Origin of the sequence: Persicobacter diffluens, from assembly GCF_036244895.1 — a bacterium.
GTDB lineage: Bacteria > Bacteroidota > Bacteroidia > Cytophagales > Cyclobacteriaceae > Persicobacter > Persicobacter diffluens.
The window spans coordinates 184,812-209,093 of sequence record NZ_BQKE01000001.1; the positions used below are offsets into that span (position 1 = coordinate 184,812).

A 24,282-nucleotide genomic window follows, 5' to 3' on the forward strand; every position below is an offset into this window, starting at 1 on the left:
GCATTTTTTTACAATTTCAATTTTAAGTGGCTAAAATGTACATGCACAAAAAAAGCGCTGAACCGAAATTCAGCGCTTTTTAAAGGGGGTTAATGAAGCTTATTTGTTGTAAGCCGCAATTCCTTTGTTCAGGAATTCTACAAAATTATTCACATTCAAATCATAAGCTTTTGGCTGAATCATTAATTCGCCCTCGCTGTCCAATAGCAAATAAAATGGCTGTGCATTGTTATTGTATTTGGTGATCTGAAGGTCGGCATTTTGCTTACCGATGGTCTTTTTTACTTTGTTGTCATATTCAGAAGTGTACCAATCAGCCTCAGGCAATTCTTTTTTATCATCGACATAAAGCGCCAGAATTACATAATCCTCACGCAAAATGTCCAATACCTTTGGGTCTGACCAAACGCGCTCTTCCATTTCACGGCAGTTCACACAACCATGGCCGGTGAAGTCGACGAAGATTGGTTTGCCTAATGCTTTGGAAGCCTCTAAAGCTTCGTCCATGTCAAAGTATCCTTGCAAGCCGTGTGGCAAGTGTAGGAAATCTGAATATTTGGCTGGTTTGTCCAATACATTTCCGGATACTACTGCGGCATTGCCTGAACCTTCCAAATTGAAATCTTGTGTTGTTCTTGGAGGCAAGTAACCTGCTAAAGCTTTTAAAGGTGCACCCCACATTCCCGGAATCATATACACGACGAAGGTGAAAGTCAAAATCGCCATGATCATCTTTGGAACGGAAGTTTTTCCATCAGAAGGAGAATCATGTGGCATTGAAATTTTGCCCAAGAAATAAAGGCCGATCATGAAGAAAATCACAATCCAGAAAGCCAGGTATACTTCCCGGTCCAAAAGACCCCAATGGTAGGTTTGGTCGGCGATGGAAAGGAATTTCAAACCTAAAGCCAATTCCAGGAATCCCAATACAACTTTTACATTGTTCAGCCATCCACCGGATTGCGGAAGGCTTTTCAATAGCTTTGGAGAAGCTGCGAAGATGGTGAATGGTACTGCAAAAGCTAGTGAGAAGGCAAACATCCCTACGACCGGTTTCAGGATTTGTCCGCCAGCAGATTCTACCAGGATGGTACCGACAATGGGTCCCGTACAGGAGAAGGATACCAATACCAAGGTAAAAGCCATGAAGAAAATTCCAATCAATCCCTCTTTTTCCTCATTGGCTACTGATTTATTGACTAAAGCAGAAGGGATTACGATTTCGAAAAGTCCCAGGAATGAAAGGGCGAAGATCAGGAAAACGATGAAGAAAAATAAATTCGGCGCCCAGTGCGTAGCTAAGAAGTTGGCAAACTCCGGTCCCATGGTCGCGGCTACAATCGTTCCTGCCAGGGTATAAATAGCAATGATAGAAAATCCATAAATCAATGCCTTTTGCAATCCACCAGAAGTATCCTGTCCGCCTTTAGTGAAGAAAGAAACGGTCATCGGGATCATTGGGAATACACATGGGGTCAATAGCGCTGCTAATCCGGCCAAAAATGCCAATACGGCAAATCCCCAGAGGCTGGTGCTCTGGTCGCCTTGCCCTTCCGGAATTACAGAAACCTCTGTTTTCGCTTTTTCCGCTTTTTTAGCTACAGGCTTGAAGAAGGCATTGAAATCAAATTCTTTGTCAAAAGGAATACACTGTCCGCTTTCGTCGGAGCATACTTGATATTCAATTACCGCAGAGATGGATGGATTATCCTTTAGCAGCTTCACTTTTTGCTGAAACTCCCCTGTTTTCTTAAAATAGGTGTACTCGCCTTCCCAAAGGTCATCGTACTTTTTGGATGGATTGACCGGAACCAAATCTCCCACCAACTCATAAGAATCATTGGTGTTGAAGTTAATTACCGTTACCATTGGTCCCAATTCCGGATCGAAATCGGAAGAATACAGGTACCAGCCGGCATCGATTTTTGCAGTAAAAGAAAGAGTAATTTCGTCTCCTGCCTTCGCTTCTTTATTGTCAACAGAAACTTCCCATTTGGCAGGATCTAATATTTGCGCAAAAGCGGTATTGATCATTGCCAGCAGGGCAACCATCAACATGGCCATTAATTTTTTCATAAAAATGATGAAATAGGAGGAGCATCAATGCTCCTGAAAATAAAATTCAGACATATAAATTAGTCACCCACAAAAGGGTGATTAGCAAGGGCAATATGTCTAGCACCGGGGAGGCGGGGAAAGCTTGGCGTCTTTCAAAAATTGATATTGATCCATAAAAGGACTTTCCTCCTGCTGACAAAGCGGAAGTGCTCTACTGCTGAAGTGAAAGAATTTGAGGATGTGTTGATCCAAGGATTTTACAATCACAATTTCCTTGGTGCAGGTTTTATTGTCCTCAGTTGGCTGGGGTAAGAATGCGGTATAATCGCAGGTGTTGTCTCCGAATACGGAAGGATAACATTGCACCGTACCGACACGTGAGGTATTTTGATCACCCCATTGGACACAAAAACGAATATAGGGAGAGTCCACCGGAACGGCTCCGTAGGTGTAGGCAATAACCGCCACCAAAATTCCCAATATTTGAATTTGTCTTAACATGAATGCAAATATAACGGGAGGAAGTGGTTATCGGAAGTATTTAAATCAGATAAATGGCTGAGATTGTCTAAAATGAGACAGTATTTTTACTTTCGCTTTAAAAAAAAGGCGAATCCGGAGAATCGCCTTTTGTCTTTTTTTTGCAACCGATTATTTATTCAAGTCGGCAAATTGCTGATGGAATTCCATAATGGTCTCAATCCCTTTCAGGTAATTCTCCACCCCATAGCTTTCGTTTGGTGAGTGGATAGTGTCTTCATCCAATCCAAAGCCCAGCATGATGGAATCCAAGCCTAATTCTTTTTTGAACAAGGCCACAATTGGAATAGATCCTCCTTCACGCATTGGAATCGCAGGCTTACCCCATACTTTTTCAAATGCATTGCTGGCCGCACGGAAGCCGATAGAATCCACTTTCGTTACCGATGCTTCACCACCGTGGTGAGGTGTTACCTCTACTTTTACAGATGCCGGAGCAATGGCCTCAAAATGCTTTTTGAAAAGCTGAGTAATGGTCGCACTGTCCTGCCCCGGTACCAAACGCATCGAAATTTTAGCAAATGCTTTAGAAGGCAATACGGTTTTGGCTCCTTCGCCAGTATAGCCACCCCACATGCCGTTTACATCCAAAGATGGACGAATACCGGTACGCTCAATAGTGGTGTATCCCGCTTCACCGTCAACGGCATCCACGCCCAGGTCTTTTTGATAAGCCTCCAGGCTGAATGGTGCGGCATTTAAAGCGGCACGCTCCTCGGCAGAAACTTCCTCTACGCCATCGTAGAATCCGGGTACGGTAATGCTACCGTTTTCATCTTTCAAAGATGCCACCATTTGCGAAAGCACGATCAATGGGTTGGCCACCGCACCACCATACTGACCGGAGTGAAGATCGCGGTTAGGCCCCGTTACTTCTACTTCCACATAGCTCAAACCTCTCAGGCCGGAACAAATCGATGGGCAATCCATAGAGAACAAACCGGTATCAGAGATCAGGATCACATCCGCTTTCAGGCGTTCTTTGTTGGCTTTAACGAAATCGCCCAAATGTTTAGAGCCGATTTCCTCTTCCCCCTCAATCATGAACTTAAGGTTCACCGGCTGCTGGCCCAAATTATGCAAAGCCTCAAAGGCCTTCAGGTGCATATAGGCTTGGCCTTTGTCATCAGAGGAACCACGCGCGTAGATGCGGTTGTTGCGAATTTCCGGCTCAAATGGCTCGGAATCCCATAATTCATATGGATCTGCCGGTTGCACATCGTAGTGGCCATATACCAATACGGTAGGCAATGACGGATCAATGATCTTGTCGGCATAAACTACCGGGTGACCATTGGTTTCCACGATTTCAATATTTTCTGCTCCCGCTTCTGCGAAACGCTCTTTGATGAATTCCGCTGCTTTGCGCACATCACCAGCAAACTTGCTGTCAGCACTTACTGATGGGATTCTTAACAAATCAAAAAGTTCGTTCAGGAAGCGTTCCTGATTTTCCTGAATATAGGAATTAGCACTCATAAGGGTCGAAATTTGAAATTCAATGTCTTATTTTCTCTTTGGCAAATTACTGAAATATTGTGGATATCTTTTGGCTTTTACACTTTTTAAGGCAGGCTTAATGCATTTTGGCGCCTTCCTCTGAGGTGTAGCTGAATGTTTTAGCCCTTGTATGCAGAAAGAATGACAGATAATTTGCAAATTTGTCTTTCTTGGAGCCTAATCTTCTTTTTAAGAAGGGCGGGCCGAATAGCAAGATTTGAGTTTAACCGTAATAATGCTCCACCTGAGGGCAAAAATAACATCGATGAAAAATTGGCTAAAATATAGCATGTTGACCATCCTGGCGATCACTGCGCTAAGTGCTTGTAAGGATGATGACGAAACAGCAGACTACATCCCCAATCCATTTAGTTCCAGCAGAATTATTGATACTGCAGGCGTTGATCATCCTTATTATAATGGATCGATCCAAAATCCGACGGTAGCCAATATGGAGGAGATGAAGGATCGTGGGGTAGTATCGATCAGAGGTTCTTTGGTGTTCAGTGATTTTGATTATAGTAATGAGGATATCAAAACGCTTAATTTTTTGGACTCCATTACGGGTAACCTTTCCTTTATTGCGGACAGTACTTTGACCGAAATTGGTGGTTTTGAAAACTTGCTGTATATCGGTGGGAATTTGCTGATTGAGCGTAATTTTTTGGCGAAGGAAATTAACGGTTTTCCCAACTTAGGCTGGATAGAAGGGAATATCACCATTAAAAACAATGAGGTGATGAGTTCATTGGCCGGTCTTTCTACCTTGGAGACTTTCAAAGGGAATTTGAGAATTGGGGTAATGCCGGATTTACTTTCTTTGGAAGGCTTGAATAAAATTGACTCCGTATTGGAGTTATCCATAGAGGGTTTGGGCGTTCAAAACCTGAAAGGGCTGGAGAGTCTGGAGTATGTGGAATCCAACGTGATGATTTCTTCGAATCCTTTTTTAAAGTCATTTGAAGGCCTGGAGCGGATTAATACCTTGACCAGATTGGACATTGCTCAAAACGAAAGCCTGGTTTCACTGGATGGATTAGAGAATTTGGAAGTGGTAACGGGTGAATTCAGATTATTGGCCAATGATGACTTGAGCAGCTTGGTGAATCTGGAAAAGCTCAATACGGTTGGTGGCCTGAATATTTCCTCTAACAATAGTTTGAGTAATCTGGATGGGCTGGAGCAGGTGAATATTGCTTTACCAAACCGTCAGGGTGCATTACAAATTGATACGAACGCCTCCCTGGCTGTTTCCGGTATGTGTGGGATCAAGCATTTGGCGGAAGAGTCGGTAGCCAATGATTCCTTTATCTGGAACGTTAGCCTGGCCAGTGGAGACCGGGTGAATCCACAGCAGGTTGCTGATCTGACTTGCCCATAGTAAAAAATACATTTTAACCCGAATTATTCACCGCTAGATTTAGCGACTCACTATAAATATCTTTAAGTTAGGGTGTTGCGATTGGTTTTGTCGAATTATCAATAGCTCAAATTTGGGTATGCTTGCTTTCTCCTCATTCATCTGCTTCGTTGGGAAAAACTCGAAATAGGCAACTATTCCTTCATTTTTCCCGCCTAGCAGCTAAACGAGTATTTAAGCCTGAATAATCCGGGTTAAATAAAAAGACCGCCATTCTTCAGGAGTGGCGGTCTTTTTTTGTCCTTTGGTGTGATCAGGCATTGACAGAGGAGTTGATTTTAGCCAGGTCAAAAGGCTTTAGAATCAACATGATCTTTTCCACTTGTTTATCAGTGGTGAAAATCGGACTGTAAATGGTTTCGATCAGGTATTTCTTATTATTGATTTCACAATTCTGCATGTATTCGTAGCTTTTTCCGCTTTGTAGGTGCTTCCAGAACTTTTCGTACTGATCCGGCCTGCTGGCCAAAGGGTTAAAGTCCCGGTCTCTTTTTCCGTCATAATATCCTTCCGGATCATTAAAAAATCGGCAGAATTCCGGACTCACCTCTAAATAGTTTCCATCAAAATCAAAGGTGGCTGAGATGATGGCCTTATTCAGGGTATTGAGTACGTCTTTAATCTCTCGCTCCTTCGCCGCATTTTGAAGGGACAGCTCTTTGACTTTGGTGATATCATGCGCAAGGTTGAGGATTTTCACCACTTCCCCTTCTTTGTTTTTTACAGGAGTATAGTTTTCCTCCAAATAGAAAGTCTTTCCCCCTATTTGTACGACTCCCTCTTTCTTGATGGCCTCCCCTTTCCGTAATCTGCCCCAGAATTGCTGATAAGCTTCCGGTTGTTTGGCCAGTTCGTCAAATTCCCGGTGATTTTTACCGATCAGGGACTCTTTGGTGAACGCTTTGCCGAATAAAGTCAGAAACTGATCATTGACATAAGTGATTTTCCCATCAGTGGAGAACTCTGCCAGATAATTGGCATAATCAATGGCCAGGAGTACTCCTTCCATCTCTGCTTTTTGTTTATGCAGGCTTTCCTGAGTAGTGTTGATTTCTTCCAGTTGTTGCTCCAGCTCTTCTTTCTGCTCCTGAATTTCCTCTGTTCTTTTAAAAACTTCGGATTCCAGATCGGTCTTTAATCGCTCAAGCTCCTTTTGTCGCTTTTTCATCTCCTCCTGAGTGGCCATTAATTCTTCCGTATTCTGGCGCATTTCTTCCTCCTGAGCACGTAATTGCTCTGTTTGCAGTTGAGATTCTTCCAGTAGGAGGGTAGTTTTTTGATTCAGATTGAAGCTGCTGATGGAAGCGGCGAGCTGTTCGGATAGTTTATTTAAAAACTCCAATTCGAAAGCCTCGAACATTTGGAAGGAAGCCAGTTCCATGACTCCGTAGACTTCCTCATTGACCATCAGGGGAATGATGTAAATATTCCGGGCCGTGGCGTCCCCAAGTCCGGAGGTAATTTTCGGATAGCCATTGGGAATATCTGTCATATAAATAGGAGCCTTTTCCAGATAGGCCTGCCCTGCTAAGCCCTCTCCAATGGCAATTTTTTTATGGAGATACTTTTTCCTGTCATAGGCATAGCAGGCTTCCAGTACCAGACAAGCTTCCTCTTCTTCTTCCACATCCACGATATAGATCATACCCTGATTGGCTTTGAGATAATGGATGACCTCTTTGAGGACGATGTATGCAATGTCCGTTTCTGAATTGGCCATTCGTAAAATGTCAGCAAATTTAGCCAGACCGATATTCGTCCAGTTGCGTTGATGCTCTATTTTCTCTTTTTCAATAAAATGATCTTTGAGTTTGATCAGCGCCCCATGGATCTCATCGCTCAAGGTGGAGTCGTCCATTTTTACTTTTAGGTTACCCTGAGAAAACTGCTGGATAATGTGTAATGCATTGTCTCGTATTTGCTGTTGTTCTCCCATCATTTTCGAATATTGCTGAAGCTCTTTCTTAAATATTCCTTTAAACAGTTGATTTTTTATACGAGATATTGATTTCACTTTTTATTGAAAATTTGATGGCTCTTAATGAGCGCAAATCAGCAAAAAAAAATCATGGTCTCCCTTAGAGATCAGTTAGAAAAAAGTTAATCTTCAGTCGTTTCTAAATCCTTCTTCATTCTAATAGTATTTAGTGTAGTTTTATTTGTGTTGTTGCTGTAGCTGAGCGGTTTCTGTTTTTATTGGAGTCAAAAAAATAGAGTGTATAATAATGGTTGTGCTGCTTCATCATGAGGATGGTATGGGGGGATTTGATCTAAAAATTATCCTCCTATTTTTATAGTGAAATTATAATGGAAAGGATTAATTGGATTCTAAAAACAGGTCACTCTGAGGTTTTATCGGGGATTTTTGCGTAACTAGAATCTCTAAAAATACAATATCGTTTTGAGTAAGCCTCTTTTTGCCCTTTTTCTATTGTTTATTGGTTTTTGTCAAGGGAGTGCCCATGCGCAACATCAAGCTGATAGTTTGTCCTCAGGGCAAGAGATGAAGCTGGTGGAAGATGTAATGGATTGGGTGACTATTGATAAAGAAAAATATACCCTGTCCTTTTATCCTTTGCTGGATTATTCTGAAAGGGCAGGTTTAGATGTAGGCATTATGCCTGTGATCGTACTGAAAGATCAGAAAGAACGTAAAAGGGAAACCAAGTACAGCAGACCAACGACGATCATTCCTTCTTTTGCGTATTCTACCAAAGGGCAAATGATGCTGGATACGGATGTGATTTATTATCACACGAATGGCTGGCTTCTGGGTGCCAGAATTCTTTGGTATCAAATTCCGGATACTTTCTATGGTATTGGTGGACCCAATGTTGCGCCTACCGAATTTTTAACCAATACTTTTGGGGCCACAGGCGTTTGGCTGAACCCACTAACCGATGTGTTTTTTCTGGGACTGTCTTATGATGTTTCCTGGGTAGATAATAGTCGTTTTGAAGGAGAGAGCCTGGATGAAAGTATCAGGGGATTTGAAGGAGGGTTTACCACAGGTTTGGGGCTGGATGCCCGTTTTGATACCCGGGATGATATCCTGTATCCTAGCCGGGGGCAATTATTTACTTTTGACTATCGCTACTATTTCGGGGATTTTAACTTTCATCATTTGGAACTGGATCTGGCTTCCTTTTGGAAAATTGGTTCCGCCAAAAACGTGATTGGTGCTCAGGCTTATTATGAGTTTGTCCTGGGGGATGATGTGCCCTTTTACAAATTACCGCAATTGGGGGGTAAGCATCATTTTCGAGCCATTGGTCACCCGAACCGATATATTGATAATCAAATCTATTATGTACAGGCAGAATATCGCCGGCATATTTACGGGCGATTTGGGGCTGCTGCTTTTGGGGGCTGGGGAAATACGCATGCGGAATGGGAAAATCCCTTTGTGAAAAATGGCAAATGGATGTATGGTGCCGGATTGCGATTTCAGCTATTGCCGGATGATCATTTGAATTTCCGCCTGGATGTGGGCAAAACTGCCGGAGAAGAGATGGCCATATTCTTTACCATGCGGGAGGCCTTCTAAAAAAGGGGCGGGAATTATTGCTGTTGAGGCAGGAATCTTTCAGGAAAAATTGCACAGCTGAGCGACAAGGGTGTAATTTGTGGAAAACAAGCCATAAATCATGACCCGTAAAGAACGCTATCAGGGCATATTGGACTATTTCGCCCAAGCCCAGCCGGAAGTTGAAACAGAGCTCAATTATTCCAATCCTTATGAACTTATTGTCGCCGTGGCCCTATCTGCCCAGTGTACAGATAAGCGCGTCAATATGGTGACGCCGAAAATTTTCGAAGACTTTCCTACCGTAGCGCATTTGGCGGCCACGCATTTTGATGAGCTTTTCCCCTATATCAAATCCATTTCTTATCCCAACAATAAGACGAAACACCTGATTGGAATGGCGAAAATGTTGGTGGAGGATTTTAACAGTGAAGTCCCTGCTACGGTAGAGGAATTAGTAAAATTGCCCGGAGTGGGTCGGAAAACGGCCAATGTGATCGTATCGGTGATTTACAATCAGCCTGCCATGGCGGTGGATACCCATGTTTTTCGTGTATCCAAAAGGATGGGACTGGTGAATCAGAATGCTTCTACTCCTTTGGAGGTGGAAAAACAATTGATGCGCCACATCCCCAAAGAGGTGGTGCCCAAGGCGCATCATTGGTTGATTTTACATGGGCGCTATATTTGCCTGGCGCGTAAGCCAAAATGTGAAGATTGTAAGATTTCGGCCTTTTGCCGTTCCTTTGAAAAGGGCGCGTTTATATAAATATTCAGGCTATGTTTTTTCAGTGATTGTCAACCTTTGTGGGAAGGCCATAGCCGTTATTCCAATAGAAATTATTCAAACTAAATATGTCAGCAATACATGCAATTTGGGATCGTCAGGGAGTGTTAACCACCGAAGTTATAGAGCGGATGCTGCAGGCGGCAGAAGGTTATGGAAACTCAGCGGGGCGATGGGAAGTAATCCACATGCCGGAAGGGCAAATCTTCCTTGGGGTGAATAATTTGCTGTTGGATGACAAAGATGTCCGGAGTTTACAGCCCGTTTCCACCAAAGAACGTACACGATATGCGGCCATGGATGGGCAACTCTTTAATTATCATGATATTAAAAATCAACTGGTCAGTGAAAGGGCTGTATTTGGTTCCATGTCTGTGGCGGAGGTGTGGATGAAATGGGAGGAAAGGGTCGAAAATCCCCAATATTCAGAGATAAATGGTGATTTTGCGGGATTTTATGTGGATAAGTCTGTTAATAAGTTGAAAATTGTGGATAACTCTTATGGTTCGAAGCAAATATTCAACTATCAGTCGGAAAATTTTTGGGTGTTTTCCACCTCATTGTCCTCCGTTATTGCATCGGGCTTGACAGATAAAGCGCTTGATCAGGTGGAAGTTGCGAAACTGTTATCTCAGGGTTACGTCTCTGAGGGGGCTACCATTTATAAAAATGTAAAAAACCTTACATGGGGGACGCAGCTGCAGCTTAGCTGTGGAAAGGAAGGTTGGCAGTTTTCCACAAATGTGTGTAAGTCGGTGGATAACTACTTTTCTGCGCAAACGGAAACTGATGAGGAGGGATTGAAGGAGGCTTTGATCGATACTTTGTTCATGGAAACCTCAGGGGATAAGAACATTGGTTTGCTTTTTACCGGCGGTCAGATGAGTACCACTTTGGCGGCTTTAGGAAGGGAGGCAGGCATCCGCCCCGCATTGGCTTATGGACTTGCAGTGGATCCTTCAGAGGTGGATCAGCGATATGCGGATTATAAGTTTGCGGAAGATACTTCCTATGAGGAGGGATTAGCATTATATCAGGATTTGCTTACTGAAAAATCATTAGAGCACTGGGAAGATTACATCTCCCAAATGGAGGTGCCCTGTCTGAGAATGAGCGGATTTATTCATTATCTGCTGGCACAGTTTATTGATGGCCGATCCGAAGTGGTGTTATCTGCTGAAGGGGGAAACACCTTGTTGGGAGCGGATAATGCTACTTTTGGTTTTGGCTTGTATCTCGAAAAATATGATTTGTTAAAGTCATGGATTCCCATGATTAAAAAGCTGGAAGGGGTATTGCCTTCAAAATCTTTTCTGCCAGTTAAAAAGCACCTGGACTTAATTCATTTGTTGGGCAGACATATTGACGAATCCCCCTCGATCACGGCGCAAAATTTATTCAGCTTATTTGGGGATAGCGCAGAGGGGGATATGGGGAGTGATTATAAAGCGCTGCGGGAATGGCAGTTTAAGCAAGATCTTCCAGGTCGCTTATATGTGGAGTCTTCCCAGTTTTATCGTCAGAATGGGATTGAGGTGCGGTATCCTTTTTTGAATGAGTTGGTGCTGGAAGAAGGCTTAAAATCTGCCATACACTTTAATAGTGAGCAAAATGCGACTGTAAAGCATTGGTTGAAGAATTGGGCCAAGGATAAGGTTGCCGCGCGGCCACATTACGAAAGTCGCTTACCGCTTGCGAATTATTTAAAATCCGGCAGGGCAGATATAATTAAGCATCAACTGCAAAAGGAAGATGCGCTGGTGTATCAATATTTGGACTTCGAGGAAATCCAGGGCATGCTGAAAGCGGCGGAAAAAGGAAAAGCTCAGTTTGAGGACCAACTGTGGGCAGCCGCTGTGATGGGCGCCTGGTTAGATTTTCATTTTGGGGAATAAAAAAAGGAAGGGCGCAGGCTCTTCCTTTTTCTAAGCCGGATTATTCTTGCGTATATCCTCGTTTAGCGGTAAGGCGGAAAAAATGAAGAAATTTTTCCTATTTCATTTTTTTCCAACGAAACAGATGAATGAGGAGAAAGCAAGTTTGCCCAATTTTGGGCTATTATAAATCAAAGAAAACATATCATAACAAACTAAAAACCAGTTGTTGCGCTTAGTTAATGAATTGAGCGGTGAATAATTCGGGTTAATAGTGGGGTTTTGCCCTAGCCTTTGTATTTAGAATTGGCAAAAATATTTTCTGCATTCGGATTGGCCATCAGGCTTTTTAAGTCAGCGGATTCATTTTCTTCCATATATTTCTTTACGATCTCCCAGCCTACCCATTGGCCAATTCTTCCCGGGCATTTTTCACCTATTTCCAGTGTTTTCGGGCGCTCTCCAATGAACTTTTTCTTTAATTCATTACCGGATTCATATAGCATTTGATTTTTCACCAGGCTGGCCCAAATCACTTTACTGTGCTCCTTTGATTCATTAAATTCCTCCTCGGTATAGCCAATGATCACCGTATCTGCCACGCAGGGGAGGATTTGTTTGGTGAAATAATACGACTTTCCATAAAATATCATGTCCGCCAGCATGCTGCGGTCCTTGGCATTGGAGCGCATAAAGCCATCGGCCAGTTGGTTGATTACTGAAGGGACAATATATTCCGGTGAGTATCTTCGCAAAATATACTGTGGCATGCTGTTGGGGCGGTATTTGGCGCCTTCTCCAAGAAAATAATCCAGCCCGATGATAATGAGGCTGTCCGAAACGTAGAGGTCGTCGTCAAAGCCCTGAAAGTTGGTGTCAAAGCCGGTAACGCCTGTCACGATTCTCGGTGCCTTAAATTCGGGGTAATGGTATTTGATGTTTTTAAAAGCTTGCTCAAACTCCTGCTTGAGGTCATATTGATCGAAAACTTTTTCCGATTCCTGGATTAATTCCTGAAAGGCCGGATGCTGACTGCGGTCAAATAGCTGATTGACCAGGATAGAATCGTGTGGGTGCTGTCCCTGTTTCAAAAAGAGGGTAGCAAAGGCCGGTTGGTTTTTTAAAAATAGCGCAACTTCTTCTTTGGATGATATTTTTTTTAGTGCAGAAGCGGTCGAAGTAAAGTCCAATTGGAGTGCAATATTTTCGGTATTGGGTTGTTGGCCACAAGGATCCTCTGTTTGATTGCGGCCACATGCAATCGCAGTCAAAAGGACCATGAAATATTTAATTTTGCTGAAATTCATAGACGGTAAATTTATGGCAATTTTTCATAAGGTGAAATAAGTATAAAATTAAAAGGAAAAATACTGTATGAATTTAAATCTTATTGAAAATTATTTTTTAGGGTTGTATTGGAATAATTATATTTTTCAGGGAGTTGATATTGCGATCGGTGTTATGAAAAATGATATTAACAATCTGGTTTCCTTATTGCGCTTTAAGGATGAGTGGCTTGAGTATGTTTAATGTTGACATAATTATTTCCTATTCCACTATTATTTTTAGTGATAATACCATTTAGAATCATTCTAAATAATTTCAATTGAATGAAACCAATAACAATTTTTTGGTTTGGGGGACTCATTTTTCATCAATTTCATAATCAACAATGGATCTTATTAAAAAATTATTCATCCCTGACAATTGTCATATTCCAACCTAATCTTAATCCCTTCTAAAGCAACTGATTCTTCCCTCCTTTATGGTAAACTAATATAGAATATGGGGAAGGTTTTCAGATTTCTAATGCCACCGAAGCAGTGGCGAATTCCTGTTATTTTGCTATTGGGAGTTTTTGCTGGTTTGGGGGCGTACACCTTTTATGTATCTAAAGCATGGGTGTATTTATCCGATGATCCTGCGGCCTGTGTGAACTGTCACATCATGGCTCCTCAGTATGCAACCTGGCAGCACAGCTCCCACCGTGAGCAGGCAACTTGTAATGATTGCCATGTGCCGCATGATACGCAGGCGCGCAAGTATTATTTCAAAGCCATGGACGGTTTGCGCCATGCGACGATGTTCACTTTGCGCTTAGAGCCTCAGGTGATCAAGATTCATGAAGCAGGAGCTACCGTAGTACAGGAGAACTGTCAGCGTTGTCATGATCATTTGACTTCCGCTAACGATAATCTACAGGTGAGCTTTCAGGAAGCAGAACATGGGCAAGGTAAATTATGCTGGGATTGTCACCGCGAGGTGCCACACGGCCGGGTGAATAGTTTGTCCTCAACGCCTAATGCGCGTGTGCCATTACCTTCATCGGTAGTGCCAAAGTGGTTAAAAGAAAAAACGAATAAGAAATAAGATTTAATTAGATATTGATATGGCGAATATTTCCAAAAGCGTAAACAATAAACCCTGGTTGGGTTGGTTGTTATTCGGACTTTCCCTGGTAGCAGTTTTCTGCCTGGGCTTGTTGGCTTCTTCTATTACTGAGCGACGGGTTGAAGCTCAGCTGGTGAACAAACCAATGAAAGCTTTGTCTAAAACAGAAGCAAGAAACGAATTGTGGGGAGAGAATTATCCTCGCGAGTACCAGTCCTGGAAGGAGACTTCGGAAATGGATTTCGTTTCAAAATACAATGGAAATGTAGAGCGTGACATGTTGGAAGAGGATCCAAATTTGGTGGTACTTTGGGCAGGTTATGGTTTCTCTAAAGACTATAATGCACCACGTGGTCACTTCTATGCGGTGGAGGATATTCAAAACACTTTACGTACAGGTGGTCCAGTAGATGAGAATGACGGTCCTATGCCAGCGACTTGTTGGACTTGTAAGTCTCCGGATGTACCTCGTATGATGGAGGAGCATGGAGTGGCAGAATTCTACAAAGGAAAGTGGGCCGGTAAAGGTTCTGAGATTGTGAACCCAATTGGTTGTGCAGACTGTCACGATTCTGAGACCATGAACTTGCAAATCAGCCGTCCGGCATTGGCCGAAGCTTTCGAGCGTCAGGGTAAAGATATCAATGATGCTTCTCACCAGGAGATGCGTACTTTGGTTTGTGCGCAGTGTCACGTAGAGTACTACTTCGACAAGCGTGATGGCAAAGAGAATTACTTGACTTTCCCATGGGATGAAGGTTTCAAAGTAGAGGATATGGAGAAATACTACGATGCGATCGATTTCTCTGACTGGACTCACTCTATCTCCAAAGCGCCGATGTTGAAAGCACAGCACCCGGGTTATGAAACCTGGCAAATGGGTATCCACGGTCAGCGTGGTGTATCTTGTGCGGACTGTCATATGCCTTATAAAACTGAAGGCGGTCAGAAATTCACTGATCACCACATCCAGTCTCCATTGAATAACATTGCAAACTCTTGTCAGGTATGTCACCGCGAGGATGCAGAAACATTGACGGCTAACGTTTATGAGCGTCAGGATGCGATCAAAGAAACACGTGATAAAGTAGAGCGTGAATTGGCGATTGCTCACCTGGAAGCAGGTTTCGCCTGGGAACAAGGTGCAACTCCAGCACAAATGAAAGAAGCTTTGACTATGATTCGCCACGCGGGTTGGAGATGGGATTTCGCTGTTGCGGCACACGGTTCCTCTTTCCACGCACCAGTAGAGATTGCTCGTATCTTGGGATCTGCGCTTGAGAAGTCTTACCAGGCACGTATGGAGATCAAGAAAGTATTGGTTGACTTAGGTTATACCAAAGATGTTCCACTTCCAGATTTCTCTACGAAAGAGAAAGCACAGAAAACCGTTGGTTTGGACATGGCGAAGTTGGAAAAAGAAAAAGAAGACTTCAAGCAAAACCTATTGCCTAAGTGGTTGGAAGAAGCCAAGGCAAATGGTAAGTTGATGAAATAAAACAATTTCGAGGCAAGCATTTTGGAGCAATCTTTGAATTGCTAAGCTTAAGAGGCAATGTAAAGACGGGAGGAGTTCATTCTCCCGTTTTTTACGCAAAACACTATCAATGATCATGTTTTGATCTGTGAATTGTCAGGAATCAAGAAAATCTATTGCTAAGAAGATGGAAAACAAGAAGCAGAAAAGAAAGCTTTGGACAGGCGCTCTGGGATATGCGGAAGCATGGGTGACGGTTGCGGGCTTGTGGTTGATTGGAGCCGCACTTCAATTTATGAATGGGCCATTTCCCGATGTGGCCATGATGTGGCCGGCCAATATCATTGCGGGAACAGTTTTGGTAACTGCCATCGTTTTACTTTATTTCTTCAATAGAAAAAAAGCCTGGGTGAAATGGCTGGCCGGAGTACCAGTGGCGATTGTGAGCTTATCTTTCTTCGGGCTGTTGTCCGTGATCATGGCGCTTACGCCACAGCAAGCGCATTTGGATCCGCACTGGATCATGGATTTGGGCTGGAATCAGATGACCTCTTCCTACCCTTTCATTTTATCTTATTTCTTCCTGTTAGTTTCTCTTGGTTTTGCTACCATGAAGCGTTGCTTCCCATGGCGGAATAAAAACTGGGGTTTCTTTGCGAACCATGCCGGTTTGTGGATTGCCCTGTGGGCGGCCGGATTTGGCGCTTATGATGTGCAACGCCTGTCAATGGATTTATACACCGGACAGCCGGAATGGAGAGCGTATGATGCCAAAGGGCAGATTTACGAACTGGATCTGGCTTTGGAGTTGAAAGCGTTTATCATGGAGGAATACGATCCGAAACTGATGATGGTACACCCGAAGACCGGACAGATTTATGATGATGCTGCACAGTATTTCCTCACGGTAGAAAATGATTCTACCGCCGGCAATATGATGGGCTTTGATATTCAGGTGAAGCGATTGATGCCTGCTGCCGCTTATGTGGCGGATGCCTCAAATGCCCGCTATGAGGAAGTGAATCAAATTGGTGCAGCCGCTACCGTATACGCTGAGGTGACCAAGCCGAATGGCGAGAAAGTGGAAGGCTGGGTAAGTGCAGGTAGCTTTGCGGCTTCTCCTGCATGGTTAATGCTGGACAGCACGCACACTTTAGCCATGGCACCGCCGGATCCTAAGCGATATGCGTCTGAGGTGAAAATCTTCCGTCCGGAAGAGGAAACTTCCGAGGAAGCACTGATTGAGGTGAACCATCCGATAAAGGTGGGTGACTGGAAAATTTACCAATTGAGCTATGATGCCGAGAAAGGCAAGTGGTCCAATCTGTCAGTGGTGGAGTTGGTGAGAGATCCATGGTTGTGGGTCGTGTACATCGGGGTATTTATGATGATCGCCGGAGCGGTTTATCTGTTCACCCTGAATAAAGATAAAGTAGAACCATCAAAACAAGCATAAGGATGAGCTGGGCAATTTTTCCATACATCGGTATGATCAGTGGAGCACTGTGGACAACCGGAACTTTCGGAGCATTTAAAAAATGGGATGACAAGGTGGTGAATGTCTTGTTCTTCTTGGGGATTCTGCTTTTTGGTGGTTTTATCGCTGCCATGTGGATGCATCTGGACCGTCCACCGATGAGAACATTGGGCGAGACGCGCCTTTGGTATTCGCTATTCATTCCGCTTATTGGTTTGTTAGGCTACCGTCGCTGGAAATATTTCTGGCTGCTGGCTTATGCCTGTGGGATGTCGGTGATGTTTATCAGCATAAATGTAATGAATCCTGAGGCCATGAATAAGGCTTTGATGCCGGCATTGCGTTCGGTATGGTTCGTTCCCCATGTGATTGTATACCTTTTCGCTTATGCGATTCTTTCCGCTTCCTCGGTGGTGGCGATTCAGGGACTGATTCAGCCGAAGAAGAGTTTGAGTTTGTTGAAAATGGGTGATCATTTGGTGTATGTGGGAACGGCATTTTTGACTTTGGGCTTATTGTTCGGGGCGCTTTGGGCGAAAGAAGCCTGGGGCCATTACTGGACCTGGGATCCAAAGGAAACCTGGGCTTTCATTACGTGGCTGGCTTATATGATTTACATCCACTATCGCCATTTTCATCCTAAAAAAGAGTCTGCAGCACTGTGGACGCTAGCTATTGCATTTATTGTACTACTGATCTGCTGGTTTGGTATTAACTATTTACCATCTGCGGCGAGCAGTGTACATACATATACGTCGTAAATTTTTGGGTAAAATCAACCTATGAAAAACTATTACTTACTATTAGGCATGCTGGCTGCATTGTGGTCTGCCCCTGCTTATGCGCAAGAAGAGGGCGAATCTAAATTTGAAGTGAAAGCTCAGATTCGTCCACGTGCGGAATTCCGCAATGGATCACATGGATTAAAGCCGGAAGGCGCAGATCCTGCATTTTTTATTAATAACCGTGCACGATTAAGTGCCTACTATACCGATGCAAGCGGTAAGTTGAAAGTCGGAATGTCGGGTCAGAATGTTTCTGTATGGGGGGCGACTCCACAAACAGAGATGGAAGGTTCCTTCATGTTGAATGAGGCGTGGGCTGAATATGCCGTTTCTAATGCGGTGGCTTTCAAAATTGGTCGTCAGCAGGCGGCTTATGATGATGATCGTATTCTGGGAACTTTGGACTGGCACGATATGTTCCTGACTAAAGTGGAACTGAACGATTTTCAGGCGCATTTGGGTTTGGCTTACAGCCAGAATGGTGAAAATAAGTTTGATAACTTATACACGCCAAGCGGCCAGCCTTACAAAAGCATGCAGTATTTGTGGACGAGCTATCAATTCTCCGAGCAACTGTCAGCAACGGCATTGTTCATGAATTTAGGCTTCCAGAAGATGGACGCTGATGGTCCTGTTTCAGGCTTAAATAATCTGCAGACGGTGGGCACCAACTGGACCTACAAAAACAATGGTTGGATGGTGTATGCGACTTACTACCATCAGTTCGGTAATAACAACGGTGTGGAGAATGTAAACGCAAACCTTGCCGCTGTTAAAGTAGCGTATAACGCACAAGGATCTGCCTGGACTTTCACCGGTGGATTGGATTACGTTTCCGGTAACGATGGAGAAGTAGTTGATATAGTAGATGACAACGGAATTGCTACTGGTGAGCAAAGAGTTGTTCCTGTAGAGGGAAATAAATCTTTTGATCCGTTATTCGGGACTCACCACAAATTCTATGGCTTCATGGATTACTTCTATGTGGGTAACCATGGTGGAAGTGTAGGTCTGTTTGATAAAAACATCGGAACCACTTATAAGGTGAATCCTAAATTGGCGATTACCGGTACTTTACACCATTTCAACAGCGCAGCTTCTATCAAGAACGAGCAGGGAGGTTCTGAAAGTACTTATTTGGGAACGGAACTGGATCTATCCTTTGCTTATAAAGTGGCGAAAGACGTTACTTTGGTGGGTGGATTCTCTCAGATGTTTGCCGGTGAGCAAATGGAATTGCTCTATCCAACAGGAAATTCTTCCAATGGTCAGAACTGGGCCTGGTTGAGTGTGAATATTAATCCTACGATTTTTGCGACTACGTTTAAGTAATCCATCCATTGAAGAGATAAAAGACAGGCCTTCCGATTCGGGAGGCCTGTTTTGTTTTTAACGATTTTGGAACTGCTAAAAACGGACTTTCGGTTTTTCAATCGGGGCAGGGATGAAGTGGGCCTGTTAAACCCGAATTATTCACCGCTAAATTCATCAGCTAAGTATAAGTAGCTTTAATTCAGTTTATTATAATTTTTTTCTTTAGTTTATAATAGCCCAAATTTGGGCAAGCTTGCTTTCTCCTCATTCATCTGTTTCGTTGGAAAAAACTCGAAATAGGAAACTATTCCTTCATTTTTTCCGCCTTACAGCTAAACGAGGATTTAAGCATGAAAAATCCGGGTTAAGCTCCTTTTTCCAGCCTGACAGCGTAGCGGCTCGGAAAAAGAGCGAGCCACGCCAGCCCGATGCGAACCCTTGCGGTAGCAGCCCCCCTAAAAAGGAAGCACCCTGATTTCATTTTGATAATGCTTAACAGCAGGCTTCGGTAGTACAGCAGTCGGTCTTTTGATTGTTTTGGCAATCACAGGTACAGGAGCTTCCATCTGCGCAGGTGCAGGTACAAGTACAAGTTCCATCCTCATTGCAGACGCACTCACACTTTTGATCTCCGCACTGACATTCGCATTTTCCGTTTTCACACTTACAGTTCTGGTCGTTTTGAGGTTCGCAACAGTTGGTTTCCGGTGTGCAACAAGCATTTGAATTACTCATCTTTTGAAATGTTTAGGTGTTAAAATTATTTCACCCTATAAGACGGACCACTTTTAAAAAGACGCAAAAATTTTTCAAATCGATTAACTGTTGCGCTGCGTGATGGCGCAGGTACAATGGCTTGCCCCGGCTTCACAGTTTTTTCGGCAGTTGCATTTGGGCTGGTAATCGTGGATATTGCCGTAACGATCTGTTTCTGCTCCACAACATTGCTGAAATAGCGCTTTTAATTTTTGTCGTCCGCGTTGTACTCTGGATTTGGCAGCGGAGTAACTGAGGTTAAGTTCTTCGGCCAATTGCTTTTGATTGAGGGTACCTTGTGCCGATTTCTCCAGCGCGTGGCGATATTTTTCCGGTAATTGATTAATAAAAGGTAGCAGGCAGGGAAGAAAGTCTCCATTGAGATTTTGCGCTTCCTCTAAATCGGGAATGTTATAGGTTTCCTGATAATCGACCAGCTGTTTTTTACGGTAATGATCAATAATGGTGTTGCGGGTAATTTGGTAAAGCCAGCTGGAGAGCTGATCCTGATCTTTGAGGCTATCGGACTTCAGGTGAATTTTCACAAAAACATCCTGCAAAATGTCCTCAGCGGTTTCATAGTCATTGACACGTTTGTGAATAAAGCCACCTAATTGATCCTTGAAATTGTTCCAGATATGCTCCGTCATGCCTTTTTCTTTGATAGACGATTCTCTCTGAAAAAGACGCAAAAATAATGCATAAAAAAAGCCGCAGCTACTGCCACGGCTTTCGTTTTAGTGTTATTTGGCTAGCCAGTCGACCATCTTTTGAGCTACACTGTGTGCAGAGGCGGGATTTTGTCCGGAGACCACCCGCTGATCCGCTACGGAATAGTCGCCCCACATCGGACCTTTGGAAAAGATACCTCCTCTTTCAATCAGGGCATCTTCCAAAAGCAAGGGAACCGTTTTTTCCAGCTTCATGGCCGTTTCTTCCTCATTAGAAAAGCCATTGACCTTTTTGCCTTTGATCAGGTATTCTCCATTGGATAGCTTGATGGGCAATAAGCCCGAAGGTCCGTGGCAAACTGCGCCCACCACACCGCCATCTTCATAAATGACTTGCGAAATCGTCGCCAAATTTTCATCTGTCGGGAAATCCCACATTGTCCCGTGGCCTCCGGCATAATAGATAGCGCGATAATCTTTTGGATTAATATCCGAAGCCTTAATGCTGTTCCTGACCAGCTTTTGAGCAGTGTCATCTTTGAGAAAATTCCTGTTTTGCATATCCGTGGTATCCATTCCGGTAAGCGGTGCCTCTCCCCCATTCGGACTAACGAAAGCCACCTCATAGCCATTTTCCAGGAAGGTATAATAGGCATGTGAAACTTCCGACAGGAAATAGCCGGTGGGCTCTCCCCCCTGACCCATTTCAGCATGACTGGTCAGTGCAATCAGGATTTTTCCCTTATTGACCGGGAGTTTTGGTTGGATATTGATGCGGTAAATTTCATAATCTTTCCGGTCTGAGACAGCATAATTGATTTGAGAAGTAGTAAAGTAAATGTTGCCTTCGGGGTCTTTGGCAAAGGTATCGGCCCAACGGATTTTTGGATCTTTCAGAAACTGGAAATATCGCTCCTCATTGTAAACCGCCACAGCTTCATTTTCCAAATCCGCCATGAACAGGTTGCCGGTATTATCGAACAGCATGCCATCTGGGGCCGCTATAGAGGCTACTCGCTCCACCCGATGGGCAAGGTCTTCATCATTGAAGGTTGGGTTTTGCAAAGCTGCTGTTGGTATTCTATACAGACTGTGAGCAGTTAAAGCGGCATAGTAAAGGTATTTTTTATCAGGAGAGAGGGCGATGCCGTCGGAATGCACCTGATTTTTCCAAAGACCATTTTCAAAAACCAGATAATCCGTTTCAGCCTGCGTGGAGGGATGGTCGGCCAAAACTTTTCGGGAGACGCCGGTATTTAAATTCAGGATGATTAATCCTCCTGCACCGGAATCAGTAATGTATATCATTCCGGTCTCAGTATCAATTCGCAAATCGTTGAAATAGGAGTTTTGACTCCAGGTCGTTCTAGAGAAAGGAATGGTCTTTACAAACTCATCCCGATCCAGATTAAAGAGATGCAGACGGGGACCGCCTTCCAATACGCCCTGAAATTGGGGATTCGCCGGATCCAGTACCCATAGGAAATTGCGGTCGTCCACCACGACGGATTGCACCGCAGTGAAGTGCTCTGCCTCATTTTTACCATTAAAGGTATTCCATGCTTCATTAGGAAAAGGCACTACCTTACCGTCAATAATTTCCGCTACTGACAAAGGTACATCATCGGACCAGCGGGGGAAATTCACGAACATTCGGCCTTCGGGACTGATGGTGATGCCGGTCCATTGTCTGGAAGAGCTGGCGATCAGACTCAGCGGGCGGTCATCTTTTGTGATTTTTTCTTTTTTGGGGTGCTCACAAGCCCAAGCGGACATTAAGAATGCCGCGATCAGGAGTTGGTTTAGTATTTTCATTTTGAGGGTAGATTGGGTGGAAGGGTGTTGGTCTGATTAGCAATCGGACTGGAGTGGAAATGAAAGTGTGCCGTGATACTAATCAACTATTTTAACCCGAATTATTCACCGCTAAATTTATCAACTAAGCGTAAATAGTTTATTTTAAGGTTTTTAAAACTAATTTTCTTTGAATTGTAATAGCCCAAATTTGGGCAAACTTGCTTTCTCCTCATTCATCTGTTTCGTTGGAAAAAATTTGAAATAGGAAAAATTCCTTCATTTTTTCCGCCTTACCGCTAAACGAGGATTTAAGTATGAATAATACGGCTTAAAAAAATTAAACAAAATTCAAGAGGGATGCAAACAGCATGCATCCCTCCCGGTAAGTATTATTTATACGCCCCGCTGGAGTAGTGTAACTCATAACTGTGGCTGTAAATTTCAAAGATATTTCCGAAAGGGTCTTCCACATAAACCATACGGTAAGGTTTCTCATTCGGGTAGTAATACCGCACGGGCATTCTTTGCTTGCCACCTGCGGCAACAATTTTTTCTGTTAGTCCTTCTACATCCGGGTCCTGTACACAGAAGTGGAATACGCCGGATTGGTAAGGATTGAAAATACCTCTGGTTTTGGGTTGATTAGGGAATTCGAACATCTCGAAGCCTACCCCATCTGAAGTGGATAAATGGGCAATGCGGAAAGTTTCCCAACCCTCTCCAAATACGTCGATACACATGATCCCGATGGCGGATTCATTTTCTTCTTTCACCGTTTCGGGGCCCATTAATAAATACCAGCCCATGACTTCAGTATAGAACTTAATCGCCTGATCTAAATCAGGCACGGTAATACCAATGTGGGAGAATGCTCTTGGATAAGTTTTATTTTCCATTTTTCACCTTTTAAATTTGTAATCCTGTTTGGGTGCAAATCTTGCAGGTAAATGTTGGATGGTCAAGTATCTACTAAAAAGTAGCCTACTTACCAAAAAGTAGTAATTGAGCTGAATAGTTCTGTTCGGTAATATTTTTTTTAAATGGAAGCAGAAAAAAGTTGTGGAGTATGTCCATTGGCAGAGACCATGGAGGTGATCGGTAGTAAATGGAAGCCCTTAATCTTGTTTCATCTGCGCGAAGGTGCAGAGCGTTCCGGGATACTTCAAAGACGCGTAAAAGGGATTACGAATAAGATGTTTACCCAATCCATTCGGGAGTTGGAGGCCGATGGTTTGGTGGCCCGGAAGGTGTATCCTGTCGTGCCTCCGAAAGTGGAGTATATGTTAAGTGCGCGAGGAAAATCTTTGTTGCCCATTTTGGAGCAACTAGATCAATGGGGACGTGAGGTTTTGCTTGCTGAACAAGTGTAATGTATCGTGGTACTTTATGTTAAAATAGTTGGTTTATTGTAAGTTTTGTGAGGTTTTCATCAGTTAAAGGGGTAAAACATCCTTAATTTTTGGAGTGGTTTCATTTTGTGAAACTTATTTTATAAGTTTAAAGTACTGATAATGAGAGTTCATTTGATAAAGAGGCAGACGGTGGAGGATTATATGCGTTCCAATGCATCTAGTAAGGCCGCTTTTGAGGCATGGTTAATGGCTATTCGTTATGCGGACTGGTACCAGCCTCATGATATATTATCCACCTTTAATTCTGTAGATATTTTAGGGAAGGGTTCAGATCGGGTTATTTTCAATATTGGTGGTAATTCCCATCGGATGATCTGCAAATATTTGTTCGGCCGCAAGGTGCACCTCTTTGTGAAATGGATCGGGACGCATGCAGAATACGATAAAATCTGTAAGCGAGGTTTACAATATTCCATTAGTGAATTTTAGGTCCTGATTTTTATAATAATGGGAACAGTAGCTATGCTTTTGAATAATTAGTGAGCTGTGGTATCGCA

The 24,282-nt window shown here is 43.4% G+C and carries 20 protein-coding genes; 12 read left to right on the forward strand and 8 right to left on the reverse strand.

Translation table 11 applies throughout. The annotated features are described in order from the left end of the window. Positions 1–99: 99 nt before the first annotated feature. From AAA970_RS00750 to AAA970_RS00760, 3 genes are all read right to left on the reverse strand, one after another. A complete protein-coding gene (locus tag AAA970_RS00750) occupies positions 100–2,076 on the reverse strand; it encodes a protein-disulfide reductase DsbD family protein (RefSeq protein ID WP_338235609.1) in 1,977 nt (658 codons plus the stop codon). A gap of 99 nt (positions 2,077–2,175) precedes the next feature. Further along, positions 2,176–2,559 carry a hypothetical protein gene (locus AAA970_RS00755; RefSeq protein WP_338235610.1) on the reverse strand — a complete coding sequence of 128 codons (384 nt, stop codon included), beginning with the start codon at positions 2,557–2,559 and terminating at the stop codon, positions 2,176–2,178. Between the two features lie 150 nt (positions 2,560–2,709). Then, positions 2,710–4,077: a dipeptidase gene (locus tag AAA970_RS00760; RefSeq protein ID WP_338235611.1), complete on the reverse strand. Its 1,368-nt coding sequence runs from the start codon at positions 4,075–4,077 to the stop codon at positions 2,710–2,712. Between the two features lie 286 nt (positions 4,078–4,363). On the opposite strand from AAA970_RS00760, the gene AAA970_RS00765 reads away from it, so the two are divergent. Further along, positions 4,364–5,479 carry a hypothetical protein gene (locus tag AAA970_RS00765; protein ID WP_338235612.1) on the forward strand — a complete coding sequence of 372 codons (1,116 nt, stop codon included), beginning with the start codon at positions 4,364–4,366 and terminating at the stop codon, positions 5,477–5,479. Between the two features lie 292 nt (positions 5,480–5,771). On the opposite strand, the gene AAA970_RS00770 is transcribed toward AAA970_RS00765, so the two are convergent. After that, entirely contained in the window at positions 5,772–7,532 is a 1,761-nt protein-coding gene (locus tag AAA970_RS00770) for a PAS domain-containing protein (protein ID WP_338235613.1), read from the reverse strand. Between the two features lie 387 nt (positions 7,533–7,919). Here AAA970_RS00770 and AAA970_RS00775 point away from each other — a divergent pair, with 387 nt between their 5' ends. The 3 genes from AAA970_RS00775 (at position 7,920) to AAA970_RS00785 (ending at position 11,726) form a co-directional block, all read left to right on the forward strand. Beyond that, complete coding sequence (locus tag AAA970_RS00775) at positions 7,920–9,065, forward strand: BamA/TamA family outer membrane protein (RefSeq protein WP_338235614.1); 1,146 nt, start codon at positions 7,920–7,922, stop codon at positions 9,063–9,065. A gap of 100 nt (positions 9,066–9,165) precedes the next feature. Next, a complete protein-coding gene (gene nth / locus AAA970_RS00780) occupies positions 9,166–9,813 on the forward strand; it encodes an endonuclease III (RefSeq protein ID WP_053406247.1) in 648 nt (215 codons plus the stop codon). Positions 9,814–9,899: 86 nt separating this feature from the next. Next, positions 9,900–11,726 (forward strand): asparagine synthetase B family protein, encoded by a 1,827-nt coding sequence (locus tag AAA970_RS00785; protein ID WP_338235615.1) that lies wholly within the window; start codon positions 9,900–9,902, stop codon positions 11,724–11,726. 266 nt (positions 11,727–11,992) lie between these two features. Here AAA970_RS00785 and gldB read toward each other — a convergent pair whose 3' ends face one another. Beyond that, a complete protein-coding gene (gldB, locus tag AAA970_RS00790) occupies positions 11,993–13,012 on the reverse strand; it encodes a gliding motility lipoprotein GldB (protein WP_338235616.1) in 1,020 nt (339 codons plus the stop codon). 67 nt (positions 13,013–13,079) lie between these two features. Between gldB and AAA970_RS00795 the strand changes: the two genes are divergently transcribed. The 6 genes from AAA970_RS00795 to AAA970_RS00820 all read left to right on the forward strand — a co-directional run bounded on the left by AAA970_RS00795 (position 13,080) and on the right by AAA970_RS00820 (position 19,167). Next, positions 13,080–13,235 (forward strand): hypothetical protein, encoded by a 156-nt coding sequence (locus AAA970_RS00795; protein ID WP_338235617.1) that lies wholly within the window; start codon positions 13,080–13,082, stop codon positions 13,233–13,235. A gap of 255 nt (positions 13,236–13,490) precedes the next feature. Further along, positions 13,491–14,075, forward strand: coding sequence for a cytochrome c nitrite reductase small subunit (gene nrfH, locus AAA970_RS00800; RefSeq protein ID WP_338235618.1), 585 nt, complete (start codon positions 13,491–13,493; stop codon positions 14,073–14,075). 19 nt (positions 14,076–14,094) lie between these two features. Further along, the gene (gene nrfA / locus AAA970_RS00805; protein WP_338235619.1) at positions 14,095–15,594 is read left to right on the forward strand and encodes an ammonia-forming cytochrome c nitrite reductase; all 1,500 of its coding nucleotides are present in this window, start codon (positions 14,095–14,097) and stop codon (positions 15,592–15,594) included. A gap of 166 nt (positions 15,595–15,760) precedes the next feature. Continuing rightward, entirely contained in the window at positions 15,761–17,029 is a 1,269-nt protein-coding gene (locus tag AAA970_RS00810; protein WP_338235620.1) for a cytochrome c biogenesis ResB family protein, read from the forward strand. Positions 17,030–17,031: 2 nt separating this feature from the next. Then, positions 17,032–17,811 (forward strand): cytochrome c biogenesis protein CcsA, encoded by a 780-nt coding sequence (gene ccsA, locus AAA970_RS00815; RefSeq protein WP_053406242.1) that lies wholly within the window; start codon positions 17,032–17,034, stop codon positions 17,809–17,811. A 21-nt stretch (positions 17,812–17,832) separates the two neighbouring features. Further along, positions 17,833–19,167 carry an alginate export family protein gene (locus AAA970_RS00820; RefSeq protein ID WP_338235621.1) on the forward strand — a complete coding sequence of 445 codons (1,335 nt, stop codon included), beginning with the start codon at positions 17,833–17,835 and terminating at the stop codon, positions 19,165–19,167. Positions 19,168–19,967: 800 nt separating this feature from the next. On the opposite strand, the gene sigZ is transcribed toward AAA970_RS00820, so the two are convergent. The 3 genes from sigZ to AAA970_RS00835 all read right to left on the reverse strand — a co-directional run bounded on the left by sigZ (position 19,968) and on the right by AAA970_RS00835 (position 23,269). After that, positions 19,968–20,555, reverse strand: coding sequence for an RNA polymerase sigma factor SigZ (gene sigZ / locus AAA970_RS00825; protein ID WP_338235622.1), 588 nt, complete (start codon positions 20,553–20,555; stop codon positions 19,968–19,970). Positions 20,556–20,648: 93 nt separating this feature from the next. Further along, on the reverse strand, positions 20,649–22,391 hold the full coding sequence (locus AAA970_RS00830; RefSeq protein WP_338235623.1) for an L-dopachrome tautomerase-related protein: 1,743 nt from the start codon (positions 22,389–22,391) through the stop codon (positions 20,649–20,651). Between the two features lie 371 nt (positions 22,392–22,762). Further along, complete coding sequence (locus AAA970_RS00835; protein WP_053406239.1) at positions 22,763–23,269, reverse strand: lactoylglutathione lyase family protein; 507 nt, start codon at positions 23,267–23,269, stop codon at positions 22,763–22,765. Positions 23,270–23,413: 144 nt separating this feature from the next. On the opposite strand from AAA970_RS00835, the gene AAA970_RS00840 reads away from it, so the two are divergent. Beyond that, on the forward strand, positions 23,414–23,743 hold the full coding sequence (locus tag AAA970_RS00840; protein WP_338235624.1) for a winged helix-turn-helix transcriptional regulator: 330 nt from the start codon (positions 23,414–23,416) through the stop codon (positions 23,741–23,743). Positions 23,744–23,884: 141 nt separating this feature from the next. Next, entirely contained in the window at positions 23,885–24,214 is a 330-nt protein-coding gene (locus AAA970_RS00845) for a type II toxin-antitoxin system HigB family toxin (RefSeq protein WP_338235625.1), read from the forward strand. The last annotated feature ends 68 nt before the right edge of the window (positions 24,215–24,282 follow it).

What these genes read in the sequence shown, in the direction of transcription:
- AAA970_RS00750 (WP_338235609.1), bottom strand. Translation starts at nt 2,076, where the DNA reads ATGAAAAAATTAATGGCCATGTTGATGGTTGCCCTGCTGGCAATGATC.
- AAA970_RS00755 (WP_338235610.1), bottom strand. Translation starts at nt 2,559, where the DNA reads ATGTTAAGACAAATTCAAATATTGGGAATTTTGGTGGCGGTTATTGCC.
- AAA970_RS00760 (WP_338235611.1), bottom strand. Translation starts at nt 4,077, where the DNA reads ATGAGTGCTAATTCCTATATTCAGGAAAATCAGGAACGCTTCCTGAAC.
- AAA970_RS00765 (WP_338235612.1), top strand. Translation starts at nt 4,364, where the DNA reads ATGAAAAATTGGCTAAAATATAGCATGTTGACCATCCTGGCGATCACT.
- nth (WP_053406247.1), top strand. Translation starts at nt 9,166, where the DNA reads ATGACCCGTAAAGAACGCTATCAGGGCATATTGGACTATTTCGCCCAA.
- AAA970_RS00785 (WP_338235615.1), top strand. Translation starts at nt 9,900, where the DNA reads ATGTCAGCAATACATGCAATTTGGGATCGTCAGGGAGTGTTAACCACC.
- gldB (WP_338235616.1), bottom strand. Translation starts at nt 13,012, where the DNA reads ATGAATTTCAGCAAAATTAAATATTTCATGGTCCTTTTGACTGCGATT.
- AAA970_RS00795 (WP_338235617.1), top strand. Translation starts at nt 13,080, where the DNA reads ATGAATTTAAATCTTATTGAAAATTATTTTTTAGGGTTGTATTGGAAT.
- nrfH (WP_338235618.1), top strand. Translation starts at nt 13,491, where the DNA reads ATGGGGAAGGTTTTCAGATTTCTAATGCCACCGAAGCAGTGGCGAATT.
- nrfA (WP_338235619.1), top strand. Translation starts at nt 14,095, where the DNA reads ATGGCGAATATTTCCAAAAGCGTAAACAATAAACCCTGGTTGGGTTGG.
- AAA970_RS00810 (WP_338235620.1), top strand. Translation starts at nt 15,761, where the DNA reads ATGGAAAACAAGAAGCAGAAAAGAAAGCTTTGGACAGGCGCTCTGGGA.
- ccsA (WP_053406242.1), top strand. Translation starts at nt 17,032, where the DNA reads ATGAGCTGGGCAATTTTTCCATACATCGGTATGATCAGTGGAGCACTG.
- AAA970_RS00820 (WP_338235621.1), top strand. Translation starts at nt 17,833, where the DNA reads ATGAAAAACTATTACTTACTATTAGGCATGCTGGCTGCATTGTGGTCT.
- sigZ (WP_338235622.1), bottom strand. Translation starts at nt 20,555, where the DNA reads ATGACGGAGCATATCTGGAACAATTTCAAGGATCAATTAGGTGGCTTT.
- AAA970_RS00830 (WP_338235623.1), bottom strand. Translation starts at nt 22,391, where the DNA reads ATGAAAATACTAAACCAACTCCTGATCGCGGCATTCTTAATGTCCGCT.
- AAA970_RS00835 (WP_053406239.1), bottom strand. Translation starts at nt 23,269, where the DNA reads ATGGAAAATAAAACTTATCCAAGAGCATTCTCCCACATTGGTATTACC.
- AAA970_RS00840 (WP_338235624.1), top strand. Translation starts at nt 23,414, where the DNA reads ATGGAAGCAGAAAAAAGTTGTGGAGTATGTCCATTGGCAGAGACCATG.
- AAA970_RS00845 (WP_338235625.1), top strand. Translation starts at nt 23,885, where the DNA reads ATGAGAGTTCATTTGATAAAGAGGCAGACGGTGGAGGATTATATGCGT.